The following is a 16,004-nucleotide window of genomic DNA, read 5'->3' as shown; positions in this document are numbered from 1 at the left end:
TTACATTGAAACGGCAAGGCCAAAGGTTAATCGTATTCCTTCGTCTCCGGCGAATACATTAAGCGTACCGCTTAGGATATCGGCCGCATTCACCCAGAAACCACCTCCAAAATCGGTGTGCCAAACGTCTGAATCTTCATTGGGGATCCAAACGCGACCTGCATCGGCTCCACCAAAGATACCAATTTGTACCGGTGTTAATCCGGTCTTGAACCTATTGAAACTATACCGAAGATCTGCGCTTCCGGCTGCTGCTGTCTTCCCCGTAAACCGCTCGTCACGATAGCCCCGCAGCCCTGTATCACTTCCCAGTTGGGCCGCTTGGTAGAATTCAAAACCATCGCCCAGTCGTACTTGCCCTTGTGCCACGGTCTTTAATACCAGCTTTCGGTCTTGGGTTATGGCGTTGTAAAATGCTACATACGGATTCACATATCCAAAGAGATCATTGGACCCCTCTATATCTTGTGTTCCCCCAACAGTGAGGTCGAATTTCATTCCCCGTGACGGATTCACCTTGTTGTCATAGCTCTCATATCCATACGTGGCTTCCAGAGAAGCAAAGAATTTTGTCTCATCCAGTTCGGTTACAGGAAACATACTGATAAAACGACCCGGAGTATCCTCTACTTCAAAGCCGTCTAACCTAGCAGTAAAGCGATACAGGCTGCCGTACGGCGAATCCTTCTGAACACCGAAATGTCCTCCATAACCTCCAAGACGCACCCTGTTATAATCCAGATCGAAGTTATCTTCATCTTCATATTCGAGATTAGAGGTCTCATTTCCGAAGCCAAAGAAATTCACGGCATAATTCGGGTTTCTAAAGTGTCCGCCTATCAGGAAGTTATAGCTTCCGAAGATATTCGCAAACTCACCTTCATAACGTAGATCGAAACTCTGGGTCGCGACATAATAGCCTGCGGAAAAACGATGCTGCTGTGCAAAGGGGTTTTGTTGAAAGCCATTTACCGTATATACATTGCTGATCCCAACTTTAAAACCGTCATCTGGGTTGGCTCCAATAGAAGGTAAGAATAAATTGGTGGATTGTATTTGTTTGGTATAATCGTAGGTGTTGAAATTATAATTATCGGTAAGTCGGAAACCGGCACCTCCCTTTTCTTCAATCGTATTCTTTTGACTTTTATGATCGTATACCTTTATCTTTCTACCGTTAGCGATCTTATAGGTGTCGTTGTTCTGCCCTCCTACGATACGAATAAAAATAGGATTGTTTCCGGTTCCGGACACTTCAAAAACGTCGTCATCATCCAGTCCGTAGACCCAAAGCTCCTTAGTGTCTTGCGCATTGTAGGTCCTGTCTACGATCTTTTCACCTTTTTTTCCGTCTTTGATTCGGAACACCTTAATATTGGTCTCCCCGTCTGATAAACGAGTGATCTCGAAATGATCGTCTTTATCGGTTCCGGTAACTATTTGAAGTTCAGAAAAATAATCGTAGTACTCACCGGCTATTCTCACAATGTTATCCCGTCGGCCTTTTAATTTATTCTTTATATCCTGAGCCGTCTCATCCATCGCCTCTTTTGGGAGGTCGTTAAATGCGTTCTCGATCACGGCATCGGTTACGTTTTGTTGCAAATAGGTGGCTTGTGCCAACCATTCTTCTCTTCCGTAATTCTCTACCAGTGCTCTATCCAGTTTAATACCGGCAGCATTGAACCATTTGGTGTGTTTCAATTCAGAATCGTACACTTGAAATTGCCGTGACGTACTGAACAAGGCTCGCACCACATCCAGTAATCCCCCGTCAAAATTGGCATACACCTGATCCCTATCTCGGGGAATAGGAACAAAAACATCCTTGCCATCCTGATCTTTAAACTCTGCCCATCGCCATTGATCGTTATGGCGATCCCAATCCCCTATGAGCATATCGAACACACGCGCCCGGATATAGGTCTTCTCATCGACCACATTCTCTTCATCGCTTCTTATCTTATCTAAAAGATCGTCTGTGCTCTCAATATCATCCGGATAGTTAAAAATTGCACCATCGTAAGGTTCATCCGGTCGTTCAACTATCATGTAAAGCTCATCTCCATAGGCATCGTTGTATGCACCCAAGGCTTTCTGTTTTGGGACATAGTATAACTTCGGATTTGTATGAAAAACATTCGCTGCAGCGGCGAGTTTCGGGATTGTAAATGCTCCATACGGATGCGCAGCGGTGTAAAAATCGAGAATAAGGTCTTCGGGAAGGGTATCTTTAAAATCGTCTTCCACTTCCTTATCCTTCACAATAACTGTTTGAAGGAATTGCACAGCACTCTTCTTCAGTGCCCTCATATTATAATCACGGCCTTCCTTATCCTGAAGCCGAAGTGACCTTGTTTGATGTCCGCCGCCTGCTCTAATCACTTTCAAGCCACCATAGAGGGTGTCCAATTGTACTACCGTAGCCGTCACTTCGGTACCGTATACCTTTCGGTAATGATCACCCCAAACCGTTTTAAAAAAACCTGTTCTCTCTACCCGATCATCATCGTAGACCGAAGCTTTTACAGTTGCCGGGAAAGAATCCGGTAAACTAGAGGTGTCGTATTTTTTGGGTGCAGTTATAATGTCCTTCTGAAAAAGGAGGGTCGCATTACTATCTTCCTCCGCTTTATAGAAAGCCGCTTGCGAAGAGCCGTCTTTATACACGGTCACTACCGTAAAACCAGGTCCACCAAAACTAAACAAACCATGTGCTCCCAAGGCGGCCGCCGTTGGATCCCCGGCTGCTCCCGAAACGATCTGTTTAGTGTTCCTGTCTTCGGAATATTGAAGCGATCTGTCGTGTCCTGAAACAAAGACCAGTTGATCATGGTCTTTTGCCATAACATTAAGGCGACTCATTAGATCGTTATACCTTTCATTGTAGCGGTCCTGTTTTGAGATCGCACCCTGGCTTCGTACTTGTGTGATCACCGTCGCCAATCCGGGAACCGGCAGTATTTGGTTTAGGGCGGTATAACGTCCCCCGTGCTTTCCATTGGTAATGAGTGGATGGTGGGTGGCAAACAGTATGGTCTTTCCTTTATTCTTTTTAAGTTCTCCTTCAATTTCAATGAAGAATTTTCGGCGTGTTTTTATCTCGCACTTATCATTCATCTTGGGGTGGTCATCCCAGCTTTCTATATACCATTGGGAGTCAATAACGATGAGTTGTATATCATCACCTATCTCAATACTTTCCAAAGGACAGCCGTTATTAGGTTGCAGTATATCTTTTCCGTCGTAACGGGCTTTCAGGAAATCTTCTTCATATTCAAGACCATCCACACTGGATCGCCAGTCCAATTCGCCGGGAAGAATCATTACTTTGCCTTTATGCGCCTCTATGGCCTTTAATTGATCCTTGATATTTGATGCTTTTGAAGGTGTTTCAGAAGACATCCCCGATGGATAAAAGCTATTGCCTAAAAAGATCACATGACTGTTCTTTGAGGTATTTTCTTTGATATATTCTTGAAATGACCGCAATGCCACAGAAGATTCGGCCTCTTCAACATACCCCGCATCTCCCAGCAAAAAGAAAGTGTGATCCACCTCTTTCCCGGATGGAGGAAGCTCTTGATTTGTGTCCTTGGTACGATATTGTGGTTGGTGTGTTGCACATCCAAAAAGGAAGGAAACTCCTATAAAAGTTATAATGATGTTAATTTTCTTCATGTAATTTATGAGCGATTTATTTTTTAGTAATTTGGATGATTAATTCAACACTATGAGCGATATCGTCGAGGCAGCAGATCAATTTATCCTTAATCTATTTAAGGAGAAATTACCAAACACATTTGTCTATCACAATTACACCCATTCCAAACGTGTTTATAAAAGTATAAACGAAATTATTGAAGATTCACAAATTAATGTTAAAGATGCCACGGTCCTTAGACTGGCAGCATTACTGCATGATACGGGCTATACTGTGACTCGTGAAGGACATGAAGAAGAGAGTGTAAAGATCGCCACAGAGTTCCTTGAATCGCAGAATGCAGATCCCGAAATTATAGAAGGAGTCAACAAATGTATCATGGCCACAAAGTTCAAAGGAACACCTGAAGGACCTTTGGAGGAGATGATCCGCGATGCCGATTCTTCGCACTTTGGAAAGGATTATTTTGAAGAAGCCAGCGAATTCCTGCGGCAAGAATACAAATCGCAAGGGATCCAAAAATTCTCACCGCGCGAATGGCGTGATGAGAACATCAAGGTCCTAATAGAAAAGCATCAGTTTTACAGTGATTATGCTCTTCGAAATTGGCAAAAACAAAAGGAGGACAACCTTGCCAACCTTATAAAGGGCAGGAAAAAGGATAAAAAACGCTTAAAGCGTGAAGACCTTAAGGCACAGCTTAAAATGAAATATAAGGATGCGAGTCCGGACAGGGGAATCCAAACCTTCTACCGTACAGCACTTCGAAATCACATTAAGTTAAGTGATATAGCCGATACAAAGGCCAACATTTTATTATCTGTAAACGCTATCGTCATCTCGGTGATCTTGGCGAATCTCTTCTCAAAATTTGACACTAATCCCTATCTTATTTGGCCTACTGCGGTATTTGTGATATCCAGTGCAGTGACGATGATCCTAGCAGTGATCGCAACGCGACCCAATGTAACCCGAGGTGAATTTACTAAGGAAGATGTGGAAAATAAAAGTGTGAATCTTACCTTCTTCGGAAATTTCCACAAGATGGAGTTAGATCAATACCAATGGGCTATCGGGGAATTGTTGAATGACCGTGACTATATCTATTCTTCGCTTACGAAAGACCTTTACTTTTTAGGTAAAGTGCTGGACAGGAAATACCGAATCCTCCGCCTTACCTATACGATCTTTGTAGTGGGAACGATCATTTCTATTATTGCATTTGGCGTCTCGTTCGGACTAGCAGATATTCCTATTGATGAAGTAAAAGAGATCGTCGACCCGAATGCCTAAGAATTGATCTGTGACATGAGGTCGTCGTAGGTGTAATATTCCTTTTGATGATCGCTTGTTTCATTCACATACAGTACACTAACGCGTAACGCCTTAAGACCTGTAACGCCCTGTAGATCCTCCAATTCCAGAATCTCTACATCGGTGTCCAATTGCTTTTGGTGCTGAAGGAAACTAATATATTTTAAGTATTCCTCTTCATCTTCCTTTTGGGAATATACAATGGTGATCTTCCCTGCCTGCGTGATGCGCTCTTCGGTACCTTTAATAAATGCTTTGTCGACTCGTTTTTTAACCACCTCGTAACGCGCATTATACGTTCCGTCGACATCAAATCGTTTTTCATCCATACGGAACCGAAGTGACAACGGGCTATTAAACGACAGGATCATAGACGCCACACTCATGGCTACCGGTAACCGTTCTTTCAATTTGTAGTAATTGTTCTCCATTTCGCACATGACCTGCAGTTGCCACAACCTAAGATTATATAAATACACTTTGTTGAAACTCTTGGTCTTCGTAATGGCTTCGCCAATATAAAGATTGTGTTCTACTCCGTCGGTTTTGAAACGCTCAAAGTAATGCGGATACATTTGCTGGGCTTCGATCTGTTTTTTATCGAGAATGGAGGCCATGCGCTTGTTTATAAGCATTACGGAGTCATCGTAATCTTTTCGGTGCTTGTAGATCAAGCCCGTAGCGGTATCTACAAGGTCCTGGTATTTTTGTATAAGCAGTTTCAGTGTTTCGCTTTTCTTACTTAGGTGTGTGAACAATGGAATGATCTCCTTCCGCAGAAAAGTAAGCACCTGCCGTTCACTATCTACTTGAAGCTCTTCTTTTAGATCTTCCAGATACTGATTAATTCTGAAAGCAATATGCTCATAAATAGGAAGGTTCTCAATCGCATGGATCTTATGAATGATCTTTTGAACGTGTTTAAGCTGAAGCACCAGATCTTTTTTGGTAGCCTCATTGCGTGCTGTTGAAGAGCCCTTGACATCAATTTGTCCATAAAGCGGATACACATCGTTAAAGACAATTTCCCTGAAATAAGAGGGCTCCCCTTTTGCCAGGCTGCTCAAATAACGTTTCGCTTCTTTTTTGAATTTCCAGTGTACACTGCTGTGAATAGACGTACATTCTTCCTGGATCACCAACTCCAACTCATTCTCTGCCTGCTCTTTGGAGCGTACTACAGAGTCGATGAGAAATGGCATGACATCCTTTAGTTTGTTCGCGTTAATGGTATTCAATCCATTTTCCGTAGGTGACACAAGTTCCAGAACTCCAAGTACCTTTCCTTCATCCACGATAGCCGCAAACAAAGCACTTTTTATATTTTGTTCCAACAACTTTTTATAGAGCACATTCTTTGGATAAAGTTTGTGGTATTTTTCGGTGTTGGTTACACAGTACAGTTCATGCTTCTTGAAAAGTGTGTAAAAGGAAGCGTCGCAAAGTGCATCGGTACATACCTCACTATTCTTATCATCCAGGATATAACTGTTCACGTTCTTATAGAGCAATCGTTCGAAGGTACCATCTTCCTCGTTAAAGTCTGAAAAGCCCATTTTTAGGTCTTTCAGATTAAAGATCGTTCTAAATATGCTCTCCATATCCCTGCCCAGATCCCCTGTTTCCGATTCGTGTCGCAGCAAATGTGATTTGAAATCGGAGATGGAAACATCGGTTGTTACGTCAAAGAGATTTGCGATCACAAAGCCTTTGAATATCCAGCCTTCTTCGGGAAATTTTTCCTTCCAGATCTCGATATTCTCAAAATTCTCCATGAGCTCGTCCACATCTTCTTGCGTGATCTCCACCGCCTTGTCGGTCTTTTCCACATCCATAAAATCACCATTATACATCACGCGATAATTGCGAACGGTTCCGCCGGCATCGGGTATATTGTAGTAGAAGGGTCTTTTAAAATCAATCTTATAGCCGTAATACGCATTAAGTATAATGCTGCAGCCCATGATGTAGAAATACTTCTCATCAAAATTAACAAGCTCCGGTGTGAATTCTTTACCGGCTTGCTTCAAAATATTCTTATACCGTTGTGTGGCCTTGAAGACCATCGTTTGAAAGGGGGTGGTTGCCACCTTAATTTCGTTTAAGGTCAAGGCTTCATTAAAGATATCGGCCAGTAAGAAATCAATTTGCTCTGCATAAGCCTGCAGATCGGATTCATCGTCAAAACCTTCAGAAAGGACAGGAAATTCTTCCTCCAATTTTAAAACCGCACGGGCACGATCCTTTCCAAATTTGGAACCGGTGTCCAGCACGTTTCGGTAATGGTCGAAAAGCTTTTTAAAGCTTATCTTAATATGTAGTGGAAATGCTTCCTGCTTTGCCTTCATCTTCAATTTGTTGAACGTATAAAATTACACAATTATGAGCAATACCTCATTGGATTAACAATAATTTGAGGATTCGCTTTTTTTTCAGAATAAATTGTCGCTATTTTTGTGCGAAACTTTCTTAAAATTATGAGACGACTTACAACAATACTTGTTACACTTGTATTAATTTCCTGTGCTTCAGACTCGAACACCTTTTATTTAGAGGGTACTGCCGAAGGATTTGCAGACGGTACAAAGATCTATGTGTACGAAGTCGATCACAACCAACCTAAGGTAATTGATACCCTTACCGTCGAGAACGGTAGTTTTTCGGCAAGTTACCCAAAAAGTGAGGCCATAACAGTAAACTATCTGCGTGTAGATAACACGAATGCTTCCATCGTTTATTTTCCTGAAAATGAAGATATGAATGCCACTATCTACAAAGACAGCATCAATTCTTCCTACATCTCCGGAGGGAAACAAAACGAGGCCTATCGATCATTTGCACAACAGATCCGAAGCTTTAACAAACGAAAGCAGTCCAGCATGGAACGTTTTAAACAAGCGCGAAATGAGCAGGACAACGTTGCCATTGCAACCATTCAACAAGAGAATGCCGCTTTAGTGACCGAAGAAGGAGAATACAAGAAACAGTTCGCCCGTGAGAACAGCAATTCGTTGTTTGCGGTTATGTTAATTTCTGAAATGCTTACGCGAAAAGAGATCTCTGCTGCCGAAGCTTCCGAATTTATAGATAATCTGGCTCCTAAGATCGCAGCATTACCTGTCACAAGCGACCTGAAAGCAGTGATTGCCAATGCCAAAAAGGCCGATATCGGTTCTAAGGCTCCGGAATTTTCTGCACCAACGCCATCAGGGGAAACCTTATCTTTAAACGAAGCCTTAGGAAAATACACCATCATCGACTTCTGGGCATCCTGGTGCAAACCATGCCGTATGGAGAACCCTAATGTGGTGAACGTTTACAACAAATATCACGATAAAGGACTCAACATTATTAGTGTGTCACTCGACAAGGATAGCCAAAAAGACCGATGGATACAGGCTATAAAAGATGACAACATGGACTGGTACCATGTTTCAAATCTTATGTTCTGGAACGATCCTATCGCTCGTACCTATAATGTACGGTCTATACCGGCTACTTTCTTGTTGGACGAGAACGGTGTCATCATAGACAAGAACCTCCGCGGACCCGCACTGGAAGCAAAGATCGCATCGTTGCTGGGCGACAAATAAGGTTATTCTAACAGAAAACTTACATTTACCGTAGTCCTGATCTCCATCTCACCCGGAGCCATGGTCTGTTGACCCCCCGCTTCGGCATCCATAGCCATGGTCTTATACATGGGCGAAGGTGTATTCGACATCCGGTATTCACTTATACTCACAGCCTTGCTAATGGTTTGATTCAAAACGCTGGCATATTCTTCCGCTTTTTGTTTGGCATTTAATACAGCCTTTTTACGTGCTTCCGTTTCCAGTGCCTCACGGTTAGACGCATCGAAAGCGATATTATCTATGTTGTTGATTCCGCTGGAAAGCAGTGTGTTCATTAATGACTCGTACATAGATAGATCGCGTAATGTTACGGCAATCGATTGGTTTGCCGCATAATTATAGGTCTTTGTATTGTATTCATAATTCTTGTTCAACCTAATGTATTGCGTTCTCACGTCCTTATCGGGTATACCTAACTTCTTTAAAGAGGATAGCACTTCATTAACGATCCTGTCGTTCTCCTTCTTTACTTCCTGAGCGATTTTCCCTGTATTCTCGACACGTACAGATACGGTGACCTCGTCCGGGACCACCCGAACAATCCCTTCTCCGGTAACATCGACGGTAGGAGGCAAAGATGTGTTTTGTGCTGTTGTCATAATAGTTGTAGTTAATAGTACTAAGGTGATGATCTTTTTCATAAAAGTAGTATTTAAATTTTTCCGAGTTTGTGTAATACAAAGAGCAATGCTATGGGAACTGCCAAAACGATCACTATCCAGAGGCTTGTTTGTACCAAAGTGGGTACAAATGCTAACGTTAGAGCGTATCCCGCAATAGCACCACCAAAGTGTGCATCATGCCCTATATTCCCTCTCCTGCTTTTCATTCCGTAGATGGAATATAGCAAATAAAGCAATCCGAAGATCCACGCAGGGATCGCTAAAGGGATAAAAAACAAATACAATCCCATATCCGGGTAGAATAAAATAGCTGCGTACAGGATCCCTGTCACAGCACCACTTGCTCCAACCGCACTGTAATGGTATTCGTCCTTATGAAAATACAGCGACAATAGATTACCTACCAATAAGCTTGCCAGATAGATTAGCACAAATTTGGTCACACCAACGGCCCCGATCACTACGCCTGCGAAAAAATACAAAGTGATCATGTTGAACAATAGATGTGTAAAATCAACATGTAAAAAGCCCGACGTAAGCATTCTAATATGTTCTCCACGTCTAATACCGGCGATGTTGAATTTATATTTCTCAAAAAACGTAAAATCATTAAACCCCTTGATGGATATGGCAACATTGGCTGCAATAATGATCAAGGTAGCGATATGGATATCTTGCATAAAGTTTCAGATTGATAGGTGGTTTGTAATGCAATAAATTTAGTTAGTTTTGCGATAACTATAGCTATGCAACGCGTACTTTATATTCTTTCGTATTCCCTACTTTGGTTGCTCTCTATCCTTCCTATGTGGATATTGTACATCCTTTCAGGCGGCTTGTATCTTGTGGCATATCATCTTATAGGATACCGAAAAAAAACGGTTCGCGAAAATTTATCCCTTGTTCTTTCTGAAAAGACCGAAGCCGAAAGAAAAACGATCGAAAAACAATTTTACAAGCATCTCTGCGACCTTATAGTAGAGACTGTAAAGACCATTTCTATTTCTGAAGCCGAATTGAGAAAACGGTATGTAATTAGCAACCCCGAACTTTTAGATCGCTATTTTAAGGAAGGACGCAGTACACTGGTATTTTGCGGTCATTACGCCAATTGGGAGTGGAGCTCTATTATCAGTTCGGTCATGCCGCATGAAGGATACGGCGTGTATAAGAGTCTGGACAATCCGGCCTTTAATACCCTGGTCAAGAAGATACGCGGTAAATTTGGAGCGACCATTATTACCAACAAACAGGTGGTGAAGGTCCTTTTCCGAAAGGCGAAAGAAGGTGCAAGGACCACAACCCTCATTGTGGCAGACCAAACCCCGCGTCCGGGAAATTTTAAACACAAAGATACCTTTATGGGCATTAAGGTGCCTGTGTTCACCGGCACGGAAGAACTCTCAAAAAGACTGGATTTCGTTGCGCTGTATCTTAAGACCGAAAAAATAAAACGAGGGCATTACAAAGCAACTTTTATTCCCTTGGCCGAAGATCCCTCCTCCTATCAGAATTATGAACTTACACGAATGTTCCTTTCTGAAATTGAAAAGCAAATAGCAGAAGCTCCCCAGTACTACCTCTGGTCGCATAAACGATGGAAACATCGCGACCGGTAGAACGCTTGTAACTCTTTTTGCGCCCTAATACGACTACACGTTTTCTTATTTCCCGGTATATCAACCTTCGTTTTCATACGAAGCCTAGTTGTTGACCAGCGCTTTTATTTCGCCAATAAAGCGTTCTGCTAGCCCATCGGCCTCGGCTTGGGTTTGTGCTTCGGTATAAATACGAATAATGGGTTCGGTATTGGATTTTCTAAGATGTACCCAGTTAGTCGCAAAATCGATCTTAAGACCGTCTATGGTATTGATCTCTTCGGAAACATAGTTCGAAGCAAGCTGCTTCAAGATAGCATCGACATCCAGTTGAGGAGTCAATTCGATCTTTTTCTTACTCATAAAATACGAGGTGTACTCCTTCCGAAGCTCACTCACAGAAAGCTGTTTTTCTGCCAAATGACTTAAAAACAGGGCAATTCCTACAAGACTGTCGCGGCCATAATGCAATTCGGGATAGATAATACCCCCATTTCCTTCTCCGCCTATTACCGCCTTGGTCTCCTTCATCTTTTCAACGACATTCACCTCTCCTACGGCACTCGCAGTATACTGTCCTCCATGTTTTTGTGTAACGTCCCGTAGCGCTCTGGACGACGACATATTAGAAACCGTATTCCCCGGGGTATGCCTCAGTACATAATCGGCGACGGCCACCAGCGTATATTCTTCCCCAAACATCTCACCGTGCTCATCCACAAAGGCAAGTCGGTCTACATCGGGATCTACAACGATACCAAGATCGGCTTTTTCTTCCACCACCTTTTCCATGAGGGCAGTTAAATGCTCTTTTAACGGCTCCGGATTGTGAGGAAACTGTCCCGTTGGATCACAATACAATTTCACGGGGTGTACATCCAACGCATTAAGCAACAGCGGTACGGCGATCCCTCCGGTAGAATTAACACCGTCGACTACTACTTTAAACTTTGCCTTTTTAATAGCATTGGCATTGACCAATGGCAGATCAAGGATCTCATCGATATGAAGATCGATATAAGCATCATTCCTGGTGATCTTGCCCAGCGCATCTACTTCAGAAAAACGAATGGCATCCCCTTCGGCCAGATCGAGGATCTCTTGTCCGGCTGCCGCATCTAAGAATTCTCCTTTGTTGTTGAGCAATTTTAAAGCGTTCCACTGTTTTGGATTATGACTCGCAGTTAGAATGATCCCACCGTCGGCGTGCTCCATAGCCACTGCCATCTCTACGGTTGGTGTGGTTGACAAACCCAGATCGATCACGTGTATACCCAGCCCAACCAAGGTTTGCATCACTAATTCCTGAATCATGGCACCGGAGATACGAGCGTCCCTCCCAACTACAATTCGGTGGTCGCTCTTGTTGCGCTGTTGTTTGACCCAATACCCATAGGCCGATGCGTATTTCACCGCATCGATAGGGGTGAGATTGTCGCCCGGAGTGCCTCCAATAGTACCACGAATTCCTGAAATGGATTTAATCAATGTCATAGTGCGTATTTTTCAGCAAAGATACTTTTTTAAAAACAGAATTCTTAGCGGGGTTTTTGTAAATTGTACCTAATGAATTTTCTCGCCCATATATATCTTTCAGGGGATGACGAAGGGATTGTCATTGGTAATTTTATTGCCGACGGCATTAAAGGTAAACGATACATGAAATATCCTCCCGCCATTCAAAAAGGCATCCTCCTGCATCGGGCGATCGACAGTTATACCGATGCCCATCCCACCGTTCGAGAGAGTACCGCAAAATTGCATGAGAACTACGGGCATTACAGCGGGGTGATCGTAGACATATTATATGACCATTTTCTAGCTAAGAATTGGGGAAACTATCACGAGGTTCCGTTAGAGAAGTTTGTGGAAGATTTTTATGCGTTATTACGTCATAATTTTTCGATACTTCCCGCCAGAATACAACGTATGATGCCCTACATGATCGCAGACAACTGGCTGGTGAGCTATGCCACGATCGCCGGCATCGGAAAGATCCTGTCGCAGATGAATGTGCGCACCAAACGTGTAGCTAAAATGAATCTCGCCGTTATCGAACTGGAACAGCATTACGATGCATTCGAAGAAGAATTTACCCGGTTTTTCAATGATCTAATACTCTATTCTGAAAATAAACTGAGAGAACTATGAGGTTTGTCCTTTTAGCAAGCATTGTCTTTGCATTCCTTTCCTGTAAGCAAGAAACAGACCGGCCGGTAGCCGAAGTTTCCTCCAAACAAGCTATCCACGCCAAGAACGCCATGGTGGTTTCGGCACGGGAAGAAGCCTCCAGGATTGGTATAGAGATCTTACAGAAAGGAGGAAACGCTTTTGATGCGATGGTAGCCGTAGAAATGGCCTTAGCCGTAACTTACCCCTATGCAGGAAATCTTGGCGGTGGCGGTTTTATGGTCTACAGAACACAATATGGCGAATTGGGGAGTTTCGATTACCGGGAAAAAGCACCTCTGGCAGCATCCAAAGATATGTATCTCGATGCAGCGGGTACATACATTTCCGAAAAAAGCAAAACAGGTGGCCTCGCTGTAGGGGTTCCGGGAACAGTGGCCGGTATCTTTGCCGTTCGAGAAAAGTTAGGTACCTTACCTATGGAGGTGCTGCTGGAACCTGTGATACGATTGGCAAGGAAAGGGTATGTGATCACCGAAAAGCAAGCCATACGATTGAACGAATACCGTCCCGCTTTCGATTCGGTCAATAGAAACCCTTCAATATTTTCTAAAGTATATGTTGCCGGTGATACCTTGAAAAATAACGCACTTGCTTCCACTTTGGAGCGAATCGCTAAAAATGGACGCGCCGAATTCTACTTGGGAGAAACCGCAGAAAAACTGGTCACCTTTATTCAAGACAACAATGGAATTATAACGAAGGAAGATCTTGAAGCCTACGAAGCTGAATGGCGGGAACCGCTCACTTTCCACTATAAGGACCTAAAGGTTATTTCTATGGGTCCGCCGTCCAGCGGTGGTGTGTGTCTGGGACAGATACTGAAGATGGTCGCGCCGTATCCGCTTCAAACATACGGTCATAACACTGTTCCCTACATTCAGGTGTTGGTAGAAGCCGAAAGGCGTGCCTACGCCGACCGAAGTTACTATTTAGGAGATCCCGATTTTGTTAAGAACCCTATCGATTCACTTCTAAGTGATTCTTATGTAAAGGCACGTATGGATTCGTTCAGCTTTGAAGCTGCCACACCGTCTAATTCGCTCACTCATGGGACTATTTCGGGGTATGAAAGTACAGAAACCACACATTATTCCATTGTAGATCAGTTTGGAAATGCCGTAGCCGTCACAACCACGTTAAACTCTGCTTACGGTTCAAAATTGTACGCCCACGAACTGGGTTTCTTTCTCAACAATCAAATGGACGATTTTAGCGCAAAGCCGGGAGAGCCTAATATTTATGGTCTCATAGGAGGTTCTGCCAATGCGATCGAACCTCAAAAAAGAATGCTAAGTGCCATGACCCCAACCATCGTCGAAAAGGATGGGGCGCTGTATATGGTCGTTGGAACCCCGGGAGGTGCCACGATCATTACATCTGTAGCACAAACCATCTTAAATGTCTATGAGTTTGAAATGGACATGCAAACGGCTGTGGATGCGGCTCGCTTCCACCATCAATGGCTGCCTGATGCCGTTCGTTATGAGCTGGGGCGATTTTCGGATTCCCTAGTGAATGCCCTGGAACGAAAAGGCTATCCCAGAAATACTCAGGTAGACCCAACCATAGGCAAAGTAGACGCTATTTTGATCTTACCCGATGGTACTTTGGAAGGCGGGGCCGATTTTAGGGGAGATGATACGGCCGTTGGATTCTAATCGGTTTTTTAGCCGTTAATCGGAATTGTTATACCACATATCGAAATGTAGGGTTTTTACTACAAATTGAGTCTAAAAAGGCTAAATTTGGAGATAATAACTATAAATTGTAGGAATTATCAGTAGTGAAGCTAAGGTAACTATTCGCCTTTGGGGAGCTCAACGAATCCATTCAAATATACTATTATTAAGAACAATCGATGCTACTCTAATAAGAATAGTAGGGTTTTCTTTATGAGTTGGGGATACGCCGCTTCTTTTCATTGCTTTCACCTGGAAGGCCCGTTATGAGAAATAAATCTTTCTTAAAGGATTTGTATGCCCTCATCCCACTCGTATTTAGTGGGCTTCTTTGTATTGCCCTCCTATTTCTTCTTTGGCAAAAGAATAATGCTTCTCCCGATTTTGCAACAACGCTTTCCGGTCTTTCCTCTCTGTTTATAGCGATTAGCGGATTCTTGAGCGCAGTGATCATGGTCTATCTGGCTTTAGCCGCCATGAATCTTAAGAACACGCGAGCGAATGTGATCGACAATTTGGGCAAGGTGACCGAAAAGATGCACCATTTTCGCACGATCGTAGATATACTCTACCGCTCAAAAATGTGGCTTCCGGGGCTAAGGGACTATATAGATGACGAGTTTGCGGGTCTCAATTTCTTTGAAGTTAAGGAGTTCTACAAAGGTAAATCCAAGATCGCTATCGAGTTCCTTCAGGAGAACCACAATTATGCAGATACAGAGAATCTTTATCTGGAGCTTAAATCGCTTTTAATGACGAGTCCGAAGGATAAAACCATTCCGGAGAACATACACTATCCAAAAATCTACAATCAGGATATTGTTGCCAAATGGCTGGAGCACAAGTGCGGTTCGGGGCTTTGGTTCTATTTTGGGTATAAATATGCAGTTTATAAAGAAGCCTTAGACCTGAATGCTGTTTTTGAAAGACACCAAGAAAAGATCATGAAGTTGGCCAATACCATTGATAGCGAAGCTTTTGAAGACTCTTCCTTCAATGAAGTGTTCCTCTCTAAATTAGGTGAGTACATGACCAAGGAAGTGTTGCCTAAACTCTTTCAGTTTCAGTTCAACTCCACGAAGAGCATGCCTAACCTTATAAAATATCTTTACGGTATTTTCCTCACCTTGGTGTTGTTTGGCGTGTTAATGCCCCTATGCTTTTTGTTGTTCGGCCTTTCTACCTTAGTTCTTATCACGAGCTACTCATTTGTAATAAGTCTTATCTTCTTTATTGCGACAACCTTCTATCAATTCCTATCCAAAGAAGCGAATTCGTAGGTCATTCCTTTTTTAAAA

The 16,004-nt window shown here is 43.0% G+C and carries 11 protein-coding genes; 6 read left to right on the top strand and 5 right to left on the bottom strand.

The annotated features are described in order from the left end of the window. Positions 1-3,681 carry a bifunctional metallophosphoesterase/BamA family protein gene (locus JS40_RS01910; RefSeq protein ID WP_034257929.1) on the bottom strand — a complete coding sequence of 1,227 codons (3,681 nt, stop codon included), beginning with the start codon at positions 3,679-3,681 and terminating at the stop codon, positions 1-3. A 52-nt stretch (positions 3,682-3,733) separates the two neighbouring features. Here JS40_RS01910 and JS40_RS01905 point away from each other — a divergent pair, with 52 nt between their 5' ends. Next, a complete protein-coding gene (locus JS40_RS01905) occupies positions 3,734-4,957 on the top strand; it encodes a Pycsar system effector family protein (protein WP_051957462.1) in 1,224 nt (407 codons plus the stop codon). Here the strand turns inward: JS40_RS01905 and JS40_RS01900 are convergent. Next, the gene (locus JS40_RS01900) at positions 4,954-7,326 is read right to left on the bottom strand and encodes a GAF domain-containing protein (protein WP_034257927.1); all 2,373 of its coding nucleotides are present in this window, start codon (positions 7,324-7,326) and stop codon (positions 4,954-4,956) included. The two genes, JS40_RS01905 and JS40_RS01900, sit on opposite strands and share 4 nt — an antisense overlap. A gap of 129 nt (positions 7,327-7,455) precedes the next feature. On the opposite strand from JS40_RS01900, the gene JS40_RS01895 reads away from it, so the two are divergent. Continuing rightward, complete coding sequence (locus JS40_RS01895) at positions 7,456-8,571, top strand: TlpA disulfide reductase family protein (protein WP_034257925.1); 1,116 nt, start codon at positions 7,456-7,458, stop codon at positions 8,569-8,571. Positions 8,572-8,573: 2 nt separating this feature from the next. Here JS40_RS01895 and JS40_RS01890 read toward each other — a convergent pair whose 3' ends face one another. Together JS40_RS01890 and JS40_RS01885 are read right to left on the bottom strand one after the other, a co-directional pair. Then, positions 8,574-9,254: an SIMPL domain-containing protein gene (locus JS40_RS01890; RefSeq protein WP_034257923.1), complete on the bottom strand. Its 681-nt coding sequence runs from the start codon at positions 9,252-9,254 to the stop codon at positions 8,574-8,576. Between the two features lie 11 nt (positions 9,255-9,265). Next, complete coding sequence (locus JS40_RS01885) at positions 9,266-9,916, bottom strand: rhomboid family intramembrane serine protease (protein WP_034257921.1); 651 nt, start codon at positions 9,914-9,916, stop codon at positions 9,266-9,268. Between the two features lie 66 nt (positions 9,917-9,982). Here JS40_RS01885 and JS40_RS01880 point away from each other — a divergent pair, with 66 nt between their 5' ends. Next, entirely contained in the window at positions 9,983-10,855 is an 873-nt protein-coding gene (locus JS40_RS01880) for a lysophospholipid acyltransferase family protein (protein WP_034257919.1), read from the top strand. An 84-nt stretch (positions 10,856-10,939) separates the two neighbouring features. Here JS40_RS01880 and glmM read toward each other — a convergent pair whose 3' ends face one another. Continuing rightward, positions 10,940-12,328: a phosphoglucosamine mutase gene (glmM, locus tag JS40_RS01875; protein ID WP_034257917.1), complete on the bottom strand. Its 1,389-nt coding sequence runs from the start codon at positions 12,326-12,328 to the stop codon at positions 10,940-10,942. A 72-nt stretch (positions 12,329-12,400) separates the two neighbouring features. On the opposite strand from glmM, the gene JS40_RS01870 reads away from it, so the two are divergent. From JS40_RS01870 to JS40_RS01860, 3 genes are all read left to right on the top strand, one after another. Next, on the top strand, positions 12,401-12,985 hold the full coding sequence (locus JS40_RS01870) for an acyl carrier protein phosphodiesterase (RefSeq protein WP_034257915.1): 585 nt from the start codon (positions 12,401-12,403) through the stop codon (positions 12,983-12,985). Then, positions 12,982-14,685, top strand: a complete 1,704-nt coding sequence (ggt, locus tag JS40_RS01865; protein WP_034257913.1) for a gamma-glutamyltransferase — start codon at positions 12,982-12,984, stop codon at positions 14,683-14,685. Before JS40_RS01870 ends, ggt begins: the two co-directional genes overlap by 4 nt. 287 nt (positions 14,686-14,972) lie before the next feature. Continuing rightward, positions 14,973-15,986, top strand: a complete 1,014-nt coding sequence (locus tag JS40_RS01860) for a hypothetical protein (protein ID WP_034257912.1) — start codon at positions 14,973-14,975, stop codon at positions 15,984-15,986. Positions 15,987-16,004: the final 18 nt, after the last annotated feature.

The organism is Altibacter lentus, from assembly GCF_000746845.1.
In the GTDB taxonomy this organism is placed as follows: Bacteria; Bacteroidota; Bacteroidia; order Flavobacteriales; family Flavobacteriaceae; genus Altibacter; species Altibacter lentus.
This window is presented reverse-complemented; position numbering and strand designations above follow the sequence as displayed.

Excerpts from the sequence above, each read along its gene's own strand:
- JS40_RS01910 (WP_034257929.1), bottom strand. The coding sequence starts at position 3,681 with ATGAAGAAAATTAACATCATTATAACTTTTATAGGAGTTTCCTTCCTT.
- JS40_RS01905 (WP_051957462.1), top strand. The coding sequence starts at position 3,734 with ATGAGCGATATCGTCGAGGCAGCAGATCAATTTATCCTTAATCTATTT.
- JS40_RS01900 (WP_034257927.1), bottom strand. The coding sequence starts at position 7,326 with ATGAAGGCAAAGCAGGAAGCATTTCCACTACATATTAAGATAAGCTTT.
- JS40_RS01895 (WP_034257925.1), top strand. The coding sequence starts at position 7,456 with ATGAGACGACTTACAACAATACTTGTTACACTTGTATTAATTTCCTGT.
- JS40_RS01890 (WP_034257923.1), bottom strand. The coding sequence starts at position 9,254 with ATGAAAAAGATCATCACCTTAGTACTATTAACTACAACTATTATGACA.
- JS40_RS01885 (WP_034257921.1), bottom strand. The coding sequence starts at position 9,916 with ATGCAAGATATCCATATCGCTACCTTGATCATTATTGCAGCCAATGTT.
- JS40_RS01880 (WP_034257919.1), top strand. The coding sequence starts at position 9,983 with ATGCAACGCGTACTTTATATTCTTTCGTATTCCCTACTTTGGTTGCTC.
- glmM (WP_034257917.1), bottom strand. The coding sequence starts at position 12,328 with ATGACATTGATTAAATCCATTTCAGGAATTCGTGGTACTATTGGAGGC.
- JS40_RS01870 (WP_034257915.1), top strand. The coding sequence starts at position 12,401 with ATGAATTTTCTCGCCCATATATATCTTTCAGGGGATGACGAAGGGATT.
- ggt (WP_034257913.1), top strand. The coding sequence starts at position 12,982 with ATGAGGTTTGTCCTTTTAGCAAGCATTGTCTTTGCATTCCTTTCCTGT.
- JS40_RS01860 (WP_034257912.1), top strand. The coding sequence starts at position 14,973 with ATGAGAAATAAATCTTTCTTAAAGGATTTGTATGCCCTCATCCCACTC.